The sequence below is a fragment of the Phocaeicola sp. GP0067 genome (assembly GCF_031119655.1).
GTDB lineage: Bacteria > Bacteroidota > Bacteroidia > Bacteroidales > Bacteroidaceae > Phocaeicola > Phocaeicola vulgatus.
This window is the reverse complement of record NZ_JAVHZY010000005.1, coordinates 108,454-120,859: the sequence shown is the minus strand read 5'-3', so window position 1 is coordinate 120,859 and position 12,406 is coordinate 108,454. Positions and strand designations below refer to the sequence as shown.

General features: G+C 43.3%; 6 protein-coding genes. All 6 read left to right on the top strand.

The window, feature by feature from the left end; genetic code table 11:
- Nucleotides 1–43 precede the first annotated feature (43 nt).
- Entirely contained in the window at nt 44–2,266 is a 2,223-nt protein-coding gene (locus tag RE317_RS05915) for a GH92 family glycosyl hydrolase (protein ID WP_005840963.1), read from the top strand.
- Nucleotides 2,267–2,470: 204 nt separating this feature from the next.
- Nucleotides 2,471–3,046, top strand: coding sequence for an RNA polymerase sigma-70 factor (locus RE317_RS05910; protein WP_005850704.1), 576 nt, complete (start codon nt 2,471–2,473; stop codon nt 3,044–3,046).
- A 28-nt stretch (nt 3,047–3,074) separates the two neighbouring features.
- Nucleotides 3,075–4,067 (top strand): FecR family protein, encoded by a 993-nt coding sequence (locus tag RE317_RS05905; protein WP_008667597.1) that lies wholly within the window; start codon nt 3,075–3,077, stop codon nt 4,065–4,067.
- Nucleotides 4,068–4,084: 17 nt separating this feature from the next.
- Entirely contained in the window at nt 4,085–6,367 is a 2,283-nt protein-coding gene (locus RE317_RS05900; protein WP_005850708.1) for a GH92 family glycosyl hydrolase, read from the top strand.
- A 29-nt stretch (nt 6,368–6,396) separates the two neighbouring features.
- A complete protein-coding gene (locus RE317_RS05895) occupies nt 6,397–8,709 on the top strand; it encodes a GH92 family glycosyl hydrolase (RefSeq protein ID WP_005840972.1) in 2,313 nt (770 codons plus the stop codon).
- Between the two features lie 288 nt (nt 8,710–8,997).
- The gene (locus tag RE317_RS05890) at nt 8,998–12,399 is read left to right on the top strand and encodes a SusC/RagA family TonB-linked outer membrane protein (protein ID WP_008667595.1); all 3,402 of its coding nucleotides are present in this window, start codon (nt 8,998–9,000) and stop codon (nt 12,397–12,399) included.
- The last annotated feature ends 7 nt before the right edge of the window (nt 12,400–12,406 follow it).

The window sequence follows — 12,406 nt, the reverse complement described above, 5'->3', positions numbered from 1 at the left end:
TGTGTATTTTTGTAACAAAGTAATAATGAAAAACCTCTTAAGTATGAAAACACCTGTTCTCGCGCTATTCATTTCTTTAGTGGCATTTGGAGCCTGTGTGTCCAATAAACAAACCCAGCCGTCAACCGATTATACCCAATTGGTGAATCCGTTTATCGGAACCGATTTTACCGGCAATACTTATCCGGGAGCGCAAGCGCCTTTCGGAATGGTACAACTTAGTCCGGATAACGGTTTGCCCGGATGGGACCGTATTTCCGGTTATTTTTATCCGGACAGTACGATTGCCGGATTCAGTCATACCCATTTGTCGGGAACGGGAGCCGGAGACTTGTATGATATCTCTTTCATGCCTGTAACTTTGCCTTATCAGGAAGCGGAAGCTCCTTTAGGCATCTATTCCAAATTCTCTCATGCGGATGAAGAGGCTTCAGCTGGTTATTATCGCGTGTTGCTGAAAGATTATGATATCAATGTGGAGTTAACTGCTACAGAGCGTTGCGGTATACAGCGTTATACGTTTCCTGAAGGAGAGTCGGCTGTCTTTCTGAATCTGAAGAAAGCGATGAATTGGGACTTTACCAATGATTCTTATATTGAGATAATTGACTCATGCACCATTCAGGGATATCGTTTTTCCGAAGGATGGGCAAGAGACCAGCATGTGTATTTCCGCACTCGTTTCTCCAAACCGTTTGCCTCGGTAGAGATGGATACTACTGCCATTGCTTTGAAAGGTAAACGTGTAGGTACGGCTTATATCGCCCGCTTTAATTTTGATACGGAAAAAGGAGAGCAGATTGTTCTGAGTACTGCTCTTTCGGGAGTAAGCATGGAAGGTGCTGCTAAAAATATGGCGGCTGAAGCACCTCACAATGATTTCGATAAATATTTGGCTGAAACTAAAGATAATTGGAACCGTCAGTTGGGAAAAATAGAGGTAACAGGTGATAACAAGGACGATAAGGTTAATTTTTATACAGCATTGTATCATACAATGATTGCCCCGACTATTTACAGTGATGTGGACGGGGCTTATTATGGTCCCGATAAGAAAATTCATCAGACGGATGGTTGGGTGAATTATGGAACCTTTTCATTGTGGGATACTTATCGTGCCGCACATCCGTTATTTACTTATACGGAACCTCAGCGTGTCAATGATATGGTGAAATCATTCATTGCTTTTTATGAACAGAACGGACGTTTGCCGGTATGGAATTTTTGGGGAAGTGAAACGGATATGATGATTGGCTACCACGCTGTACCTGTTATTGTCGATGCTTATTTGAAAGGTATTGGTGATTTTGATGCAGAGAAGGCATTGGAGGCTTGTGTGGCTACTGCTAACTTGGATGATTATCGCGGCATTGGTTTGTATAAAAAATTAGGATATATACCTTATAATATAAAGGATGAATATAATGCGGAAAATTGGTCGCTTTCCAAAACATTAGAATATGCTTTTGATGATTATTGCATAGCCGAAATGGCCCGGAAGATGGGGAGGACTCAATTAGCGGACGAATTCTACAAGCGTTCTCAGAATTATCGCAATGTGTTCAATCCGGCGTCAAGCTTCATGCAGCCGATAGATGATAAAGGAGTATTCCAACCTAATTTCAGCCCGGATGACTACACTGCCCATATTTGTGAAAGTAACGGTTGGCAGTACTTTTGGTCTGTACAGCAGGATATTAAGGGGCTAATTGCCTTGACTGGTGGTAAGGATCGTTTTACGGAAAAGTTGGATAGTATGTTTACTTATATCCCGGCTGGTAATGCAGATTTGCCTCTTTTCAGTACAGGTATGATTGGCCAGTATGCTCATGGTAATGAGCCTAGCCATCATGTGATTTATTTGTATAATAAGGTACGTCAGCCTTGGAAAACTCAGAAGTATGCGGCGCAGGTCATGCATGACCTTTATTTCAATGCACCTGCCGGACTGTGTGGAAATGAGGATTGTGGACAGATGTCTGCCTGGTATGTATTCAGTGCTATGGGATTTTATCCTGTCAATCCGGTAAGTGGTGAATATGAGATTGGTACGCCGTTGTTCCCCGAGATACAGATGCATCTGGATAATGGAAAAACGTTCACAGTACTGGCCCCTGGAGTAAGTCGTGAAAATATCTATATCCAGTCGGTGAAAGTAAATGGGCAACCATACGATAAGAGCTATATCACACACCGGCAAATAATGGATGGTGCTACTGTAGAATTTGAAATGGGTCCGGAACCGGGAAATATTTGGTATAGATAGATAATAATTGGTTCAACTTATTAAGAATTGTAATTGTACAGGAGGTGAGTTAAAAGTAATATTTGTTATCGTTTTGCTGTAGAGGCGGTTTGAATCTGCCTGAAAATTGTATGATGAGCGGAAGCTTTCTGCCCCTACAGTGGATGATTGGATCGTTATTTGGAACATTGGCTCTCTCCTTCATACAAAGGTGAATTATATAATATGAACGAGGAACTTGATGACACCTATAAGGCCGTCTTTCGTCAATGCTATCCTAAGCTGTTGTTCTATGCGACACGGCTGGTCGGTACCGAAGAAGCCGAAGATGTAGTGCAGGATGTTTTTGTGGAGTTGTGGAGGCGGAGAGATTCAGTCGTCATAGGAGAGCAGATTTTAGCTTTCCTTTATCGTTCTGTATATACCAAGGCTATAAATTTATTGAAGCATCAGGTTATAGAGAATAACTACAGTGCGGCAATGATAGAAATCTATGAACGAAAATTGCAATATTACCAGCCGGATCATGCCGAAGTCATTAAAAAGATAGAGAATCAGGAATTGCGTCAGGAAATTTTTGGAGCGATTAATGAATTGCCGGATAAATGTAAGGAGGTGTTTAAACTGAGCTATCTTCATGATATGAAAAACAAGGAAATCGCTGATACTCTTGGCATTTCTTTACGTACCGTAGAGGCACATATGTATAAGGCCTTGAAATTTTTGCGCGAACGTCTCAGCCATTTATTATTGTCATTGATTATATTTTCAGCAAAACTGCTAAGTGTTTTTACAAGTTGAATTGTTTACTATATGAATAGGGAAAAAGATGAGTAAACTTAACGAAGATATTATTATCAGGTATTTGGAAAACCGATGCTCGGAGGAGGATTTTGTTCTTATCAATGAATGGATGAAAGAATCTGATGAGAATGCCGGAGAGCTGTTCCGTATGGAGGAGATTTATCAGTTAGGTAAATTCCCCTTTGAGGAGGAGAATCTGGTAGCGAGGGCAGAGCGCAGGTTGGGTAGAAGATTGGAACAGGAAAATCAGAAGAAACAAGAGGTGTTCAAGCTTAGAAGTGTGTTGCGTTATGCAGCTGCTATAGTGGGCGTGATGGTGCTGGCTGCGGGATTAGCCTATTGGTTCCGGAATAAAGCGGAGGAATTGGTGGTAGCATCGGCTGCTCATGGACAAGTGCGTGAGATGTTGTTGCCTGACGGGACAAAAGTATGGTTGAACCAGTCGTCTGTTTTAAAATATCCGCGTGCTTTTGAAGGAAAGGAACGTCATGTATATCTGGATGGAGAAGCTTATTTTGAAGTAGCACGTAATCATGAGAAACCTTTCATGGTAAAAAGCCCGGCAATGGATGTCAGGGTCTTGGGAACCTCTTTCAATATAAAATGTCGTCCGGATAACAGTTTTGCGGAAACAACCTTGATAGAGGGTGAAGTTGAGGTAAAAGATAAATCGGACAAAGGAAGAATTACTTTGTTGCCGGGACAAAAAGCCGTTTTAAACAGGGTAACAGGGCGGATGCAAGTAAAACAGGTCGATCCCAAGATGGAGATAGTCTGGCATAATGACTTGATTCCATTTGAAAAGTCATCTATTTTCCAGATTGCGGCAGCATTGGAACGGTTCTATGGAGTGAAGATAATCCTTTCACCGGATGTAGACAGTACTAATACTTATTCAGGTGTACTGAAAAAGAAAGATAATATAGAGTCTGTGCTGAATTCTTTGCGTAACTCTATTCCTTTCAATTATAAGAAAGTAGATGATAACAATATATTTATCTCATCGGAAACAAAATAATTTTTAAATAAAGATCTATGAAAATCAACATGCTCTTAAGCGGCTGTCTTCTAGGGTTATTGTGTTTCACTGCATGTGATTCTGAGGGCAATGAAATGAATGATTACACCCATTATGTCAATCCTTTTATTGGTACAGGAGGCCATGGGCATACTCATCCGGGTGCTATGGTTCCTCATGGCATGATACAGCCGGGGCCGGATACTCGTATTGACGGTTGGGATTCCTGTTCCGGATATTATTATGAAGATACTACGATCAATGGTTTTGCCCATACACGTCTTAGTGGTACAGGGTGTGCGGATTTCGGAGATTTCCTGTTGATGCCGACTGTAGGTGTGCAGCGTACTGATTTCTTGGGAACAGAAAGCCAGAAGCGTCCTTTCGCATCGGCTTTTTCTCATGAAAAGGAATATGCCGAACCGGGATATTATTCTGTTTTTCTGGATACATACGGGGTAAAAGCCGAACTGACTTCGACAGAGCGTGCGGCAATGCATCGGTATACTTTTCCGGAAAGTAAGGAGTCTGGATTTATCTTGGATATGGACTATAATATTCAGCAACAAATCAATCAGGTAATGGAAGTGGAGGCAGTGAATGATACTGTGTTGCGGGGGCGCAAACGCAGTGCCTATTGGGCATACCGGCAGGATCTTTATTTTTATGCCGTATTTTCCAAACCCTTTACGTATACCTTGTACACGGATACTGTTCAGGAAAATGACAAACAGATTCCTGTATGTAAAATGCTTTTGCATTTTGAAACGGCGAAAGATGAACAAGTGCTGGCTAAGTTCTCTATCTCTTCTGTTGATGCGGAAGGTGCTTATAAGAACCTCCAGGCTGAGATGCCCGGTTGGAATTTTGATGGAGTGCGTGCCGATGCTAAGAAGAAATGGAATGAATGCTTGTCGAAGATTGCAGTCAAAACCAATGATGAAGACCAGCGTGCCATTTTCTATACGGCTATGTATCATGCTTTCCTAAGTCCCAATCTGTTTACAGATGTAGACGGGCGTTACTTGGGAATGGATTTGAAAGTGCATACCACCGACATGAAACATCCGGTTTATACCATTTTCTCTTTGTGGGATACTTTCCGTGCGTTACATCCGTTACTGACTATTGTCGATCCTCAGTTGAATACGGAGTTTATCCGTTCATTGATAAAGAAGCATCAGGAAGGTGGTATCTTTCCGAAATGGGACTGTGTGTCCAATTATACCGGGACTATGGTGGGATATCATGCGGCTTCGTTGGTAACCGATTCTTATGTGAAGGGATACCGCGATTTTGATGTGCAGGAAGCTTACAAGGCATGTCTGCGTGCAGCGGAATATGACACTACCGGTATTGTAGCTCCCGATTGGCTGATTCCATATGTTATGCCCAAAGCACGTTATTATAAGAATACTCTTGGCTATATTCCATGTGACCGTGAGAATGAATCGGTGGCGAAAGCATTGGAGTATGCGTATGATGACTGGTGTATCTCCGTGCTGGCAGACAGCTTGGGAGATACTGAAACCAAGGAGAAGTATGCCCGTTTTGCAGATGCTTACGAATTTTATTTTGATCCTGCCACCCGTTTCATGCGTGGATTGGATAGTAAAGGTGAATGGCGTACTCCGTTCAATCCCCGTTCTTCCAATCACCGTAATGATGATTATTGCGAGGGTACTGCATGGCAATGGACTTGGTTTGTTCCGCATGATATCCCGGGACTGGTGAATTTGATGGGTGGGGAGGATGCTTTCGTAGGAAAGCTGGACTCCTTGTTTACGGTTTCTTCCCAGTTGGAAGGGGAGGCTACCTCTGCTGATATCACAGGACTGATAGGCCAGTATGCGCATGGCAATGAGCCTAGTCATCACATTACTCATATGTATAACTATGTAAACCGTCCATGGCGTACTCAGGAATTGGTTGACAGTGTGCTGTATAACCAGTATTTCAATGCTCCTGACGGCTTGTCGGGTAATGAAGATTGCGGTCAGATGTCTGCCTGGTATATTTTGAATTCCATGGGCTTCTATCAGGTATGTCCCGGTAAGCCGGTTTATTCTATCGGACGTCCGTTGTTTGAGGAGGTGACGATTAATTTACCCGACCGCAAGACTTTCGTTATCCGTACCCACAATAATTCGAAGACCAATAAGTATATTGAGTCGGTTTTGTTGAACGGAAAACCGCTGGATGTTCCTTTCTTTACCCATGATGATCTGGTACGTGGAGGAACGATGGAGATTACCATGAGTCCCGTACCGACGGAATGGGGAAAACAGGTGAAGAATTAAAAGTATAACTTAACCCAAATAGCAATATCATGAAAAAACTATTTCTATCAGTTGTAGCGCTGTGTGTCACGTTGTTTGTACAGGCAAAGGATTATGCAGACTATGTGAGTCCGTTGGTAGGTACACAGTCTTCCTTTGAACTCTCTACAGGAAATACTTATCCTGCCATATCCCGCCCGTGGGGTATGAATTTCTGGACTCCCCAGACAGGAAAGATGGGGGACGGATGGCAGTATGTTTATACGGCTAATAAAATCCGTGGTTTCAAACAAACCCATCAGCCCAGTCCGTGGATTAATGACTATGGTCAATTTTCCATCATGCCCGTAACAGGAAAACCGGAATTTGAAGAGGACAAGCGTGCAAGCTGGTTCTCTCATAAAGCTGAAATTGCAAAACCTTATTATTATAAGGTTTATTTGGCAGAACATGATGTCGTAACCGAAATGGTTCCTACAGAGCGTGCCGTAATGTTCCGTTTCACTTTTCCTGAGAATGATTCATATGTAGTGGTGGATGCTTTTGATCGTGGTTCGTCTGTCAAGGTGATTCCCGGAGAAAACAAAATCGTGGGCTATACTACCCGTAACAGTGGTGGTGTTCCTGCCAACTTCAAGAATTATTTCGTTATTGAGTTTGATAAGCCGTTTACTTATGAGGCTACGTTCTCTAATGATGTACAGCCTGAAAAACCGGATGGCAGTGTTCCTGTAACCTTGAAAGAAGGTAAACTGGAGCAGACTGATTTCCATACCGGAGCCGTTATCGGTTTCAAGACAAAGAAAGGTGAAGTAGTTCATGCCCGTGTGGCCTCTTCATTCATCAGTCCTGAACAAGCAATTCGGAACCTGAAGGAATTGGGTGGTGACAGTTTTGAAGTATTGGTACAGAAAGGTAAAGAGGCTTGGAATGAGGCCTTAGGTAAAGTAGAGGTGGAAGGTGGAACATTGGATCAATACCGCACTTTCTATTCCTGCTTGTACCGTTCCTTGTTGTTTCCGCGTAAATTCTATGAACTGGATGCCAACGGACAACCTGTTCATTACAGTCCTTACAATGGCGAAACGCTGCCGGGATATATGTATACGGATACAGGTTTCTGGGATACATTCCGTTGCTTGTTCCCTTTCTTGAACCTGATGTATCCTTCGGTAAATAAGGAGATACAGGAAGGTTTGGTTAATACTTATAAGGAAAGCGGTTTCTTCCCCGAATGGGCCAGCCCCGGTCATCGTGGTTGCATGGTCGGCAATAATTCAGCTTCTATCTTGGTCGATGCTTATCTGAAAGGAGTACGTGTGGAAGATGTGGAAACATTATACAAAGGACTGATTCATGGAACGGAAGCCGTACATCCTGAAGTTTCTTCTACCGGACGTCTGGGATATGAATATTATAACAAGCTGGGCTATGTGCCTTGTGATGTGAAGATTCATGAGAATGCAGCCCGTACATTGGAATATGCATACGATGACTGGTGTATTTATCAGCTGGCGAAAGAGTTGAAGCGTCCGAAGAAGGAAATCGCACTTTTTGCCAAACGTGCCATGAACTATAAGAACCTGTTTGATTCGGAAAGTAAATTGATGCGTGGCAAGCAGAAGGACGGCAAGTTCGCTCCTGAATTCTCGCCGTTGAAATGGGGAGGTGACTTTACGGAAGGAAACAGCTGGCATTATTCCTGGTCTGTATTCCATGACCCTCAGGGATTGATTGATTTGATGGGAGGTAAGGAAATGTTCGTTACCATGCTTGATTCTGTCTTTTCGGTTCCCCCCATCTTTGATGATAGCTATTACGGACAGGTAATTCATGAGATTCGTGAAATGACAGTCATGAACATGGGTAACTATGCACATGGAAACCAGCCCATCCAGCACATGATTTATCTGTATGACTATGCAGGCCAGCCTTGGAAAGCGCAATATTGGTTGCGTGAGGTGATGAACCGTATGTATACAGCCGGTCCGGACGGATATTGCGGTGATGAAGACAATGGTCAGACTTCGGCATGGTATGTATTCTCCGCATTAGGGTTCTATCCGGTATGTCCCGGTACGGATGAGTATATTCTGGGTGCTCCGTTGTTCAAGAAGGCGACACTTCATTTTGAAAACGGAAAGAACTTGGTAATAACCGCATCGGATAACAGCGATACCAACCGATATGTAGATGAAATGCGTGTAAACGGTACTGTTTATACCAAGAATTATTTGAAGCATAACGAATTGTTACAAGGCGGTACTATTGACTTCAAGATGACCGACCGTCCGAATATGCAGCGTGGAACACAAGAAAGTGATTTGCCTTATTCATTTTCAAAAGACGAAAAAGTAAAATAAAAGTTTCACCATGCACTTCTCTCTTGTAAAGAGAGGTTGGAGGGGGATGTTCTCTTTTGGCAGCATTGCAAGAGTACATCCCCTTTTTCTTTTTAAGTATTTCTTCTATACGTCAAAGTCCGATGATATTACTACTTTTGCCTTTCCTCTGCTTTTTTCTGGAAAATTTAGAAAAAAGAACAAGATTGAGTAAGTGTTTTCTTTTAGCTGCCTGTTTTTATTCTCGAAAGGGGAATGAGAACCCCTTCACTGGAGAAAAACAAGTCAGTGTTAACGAATTTATAAATTATGAAAGGCAATCAATTAATGAGAAAGCCCAAATTACTCAGGGCGCTTTTGATTCTTTTGTTTGTGGCTGCACCCATACAATGGACCCGCGCGCAAATCGTTCTTTCAACTCCCAAGACAACGCTTGGAGCAGTGATCAAGAACATTAAATCACAGTCTAACTATCAGTTTTTCTATGATGACAAGCTGGCTGAAATGCCGGTGAATGCCATTGATGTGAAGAACGGTTCATTACAGTCTGTACTTGATGCGGCTTTGCAAGGCAAAGGAATTACGTATAAGATAGAGGATAACATTGTCTATCTTTCAGCATCCGGAGAGCCTCAGACACCTCAACAGACAGGACAGGAACATACAGTGACCGGAACAGTGGTTGATGCGACAGGCGAAGCCTTGATTGGTGTAAACGTACAAGTGAAAGGAAATCCCACAGCCGGTACGATTACAGACTTTGAAGGTAACTATTCTTTGTCCGTTCCCGGAAATGGTGAGATTGTGTTCTCATACATTGGTTACCGTTCGGAAACATTGAAGCCCGATGGCAAGAATGTACTGAATGTAACCATGCAGGAAGATACACAGCAGATTGGCGAAGTGGTGGTAACCGCTTTGGGGATCAAACGTGAGAAGAAAATGTTGGGTTATGCGGTTCAGGAACTGAAGAGCGATGAACTGAACAAGACAGGTGACCCCTCGGTAACCAGTGCCTTGCAGGGCAAGGTGGCAGGCCTTCAGATGAATACCTCGGCTACCGGTCTGGGCGGCTCTACGAAGATTACCATCCGTGGAAACTCTTCTCTGACAGACAATAACCAGCCGTTGTGGATTGTGGATGGCGTTCCTTTCAGCGACACTAGCACTTCAAGCGCATCCCGCTATGATGGTGTAGACCGTGGTAGCGCTTCCATGGACATTAATCCGGATGATATCGAGAGTATTTCTGTTTTGAAGGGTCCGAATGCGGCTGCTCTTTACGGTTCACGTGCAGGTAATGGCGTTATCTTGATTACGACAAAGAAAGGTAGTAAGAAGGATGGCTTCGGAATCCGTTATAGTGGTAATTTTACTTGGACAGCTATCGGCGAGACATTGGATATGCAACGCCGTTACGGACAAGGACATATTGATACAAAAGATGCCAAGACTGCGGTGTATGACAAAACGGATAGCGGAAGCTGGGGTCCGGTATTGGATGGAAGCATGAAAGAGGCTTGGAACGGAGAAACTTACGCTTACTCTAACTATGGGGATAAGTTGAAAGATTATTTTGATACCGGTTTCTCGCATACGCATAACGTATCTATCAGCAACGGTACAGAGAAATCACATTTTCGTACTTCTTTCGGATACTCCGACAATGACGGTGTATTCCCCACTGAAAGTTTGAGCCGTGTGAATGCCGATCTGAATGCAGGAACGGAATTGAACAAATGGGTGTCTATGGACGGAAAAATTTCTCTTTCACGTACAAAAGCCGATAACCGTCCACTGTATGGAGATTACGGTGCTATTTCCCAGTTGATGAGAATCCCTAACAACGTCCGTCTGGATGACTTGAAACAATATTCTGATGAAACTCATGCGCATGTGAATTGGACAGGGCCTACTGCCAGTATCCGTAATCCTTATTATGTATTGCATCAGCGTCAGAATTCGGATGAACGTTGGCGTGCTTTCGGATATTATAGCATGAAAATCAATTTCACTGATTGGCTGCATCTATCTGCCAAATACGCTTTTGACTACTACCGCACCAGAGTGCAAAGCACCAATGCGGGGGATGGTATCAATGGAGAAGCCAATACTTCCATGATTACGAATGATTCAATGGACCGTAGTGAAGAAAACTTCTTCGAGTCAAATGCTGAAGTCATTTTGATGGGTGACCGTCAGTTGACTGATAACTTCCGTCTGGGCTTCAATGTCGGTGGTAACTTTATGTACCAGCGTTCGGAAACTTTGGGCGTGGGCGTAGGTAATATGGTGGACAAAGGTAACTGGATGCTGAATGCGGCCAATTTGTTGAGAACCGGTAGTGAGGATGGCTACAAGCGTGCCATGAACTCGGTGTTCGGCTCTGTACAGATGGCGTGGAAGGAATATCTGTCTTTGGATTTGACAGCCCGTAACGACTGGTCATCCACTCTTCCGTCAGGTAACAATTCTTTCTTCTATCCGTCTGCCAACCTCAGTTTCGTAGTGTCGGACTTCTTGCGCTCTATCGACAAACCGTTGCCAAGCTGGGTGACATTTGCCAAGGCACGTCTGTCTGCCGCACAGGTAGGTAAGGATACAAGTCCTTATCAGTTATACAACACCTACTCTTTCAAATTCGATAATGGTGTATTGACCCCGACCAAAGACAATGTGAAGATGAACGACCAGTTGAAGCCTGAAATCGCGACTTCTTACGAAGCGGGTCTGGATATGAAGTTCTTGAACAATCGCCTGGGATTTGATTTTACTTATTATTACAGCAAGACAAAGAACCAGATTATGAAAGTACCCGCAGCAGCTCCCTGGAGTGGAGGACAATGGGTAAATGCAGGTATGGTAACCAATCAAGGCGTGGAACTGATGTTGTATTCCACTCTGGTAGAAACAAAGGATTTCGCTTTTGACTTGAATGTGAATATGGCTCACAACGTATCGAAGGTGAAAGAACTGGCTCCGGAAGAAAATGTGAACTATATGTTCTTTAACGGTGACGGAAACTTCCCTGTAAAAGTAGGTACACGCGCCGGACACAAATTAGGCGAGATTTATGCTACGTCGCTTTATAAGCGCAATGAAAACGGTGATATTATCGTAAATGAAAATGGGTTGCCCATGACTGTGACCAATGAGTCCGAATATGTGAACAAACCTATCGGTAATATCCAGCCAAAGCTGACCATGTCTGTATCTCCTACCTTTACTTATAAGGGGATTACACTGTCCGCACTGTTTGATATGAAATTCGGTGGTGATATCTTCTCTTATTCCGAGATGCTGGCTACCGGAAACGGTTTGGCTAAACGTACCTTGAACCGTGGTGAGGAAAACAACTATATGATGGTATTCCCCGGTGTGACAGAGTCAGGCGAGGTGAATACAAAACAGGTGTCCGCTTCAGAATACTATGGTGCATTGCAGGCTGAGGATTTCATCTACGATGCTTCTTTCATTAAGCTGAAAGAATTGTCAATCGGCTATTCATTCCCCTCATCTATGCTGAAGAAGACTCCTGTCAACTCGCTGAATGTTTCATTTGTAGCACGTAACTTGTGCTATCTGATGAAGCACACACCGGGTACAAGCCCCGAAGGTGGCTATGACACTACGATGTTCTCACAAGCCATTGACTATGCATCGTTGCCGTTTACACGTACTTTCGGTATTTCTATCAACTTAGGTTTCTAATTAATTA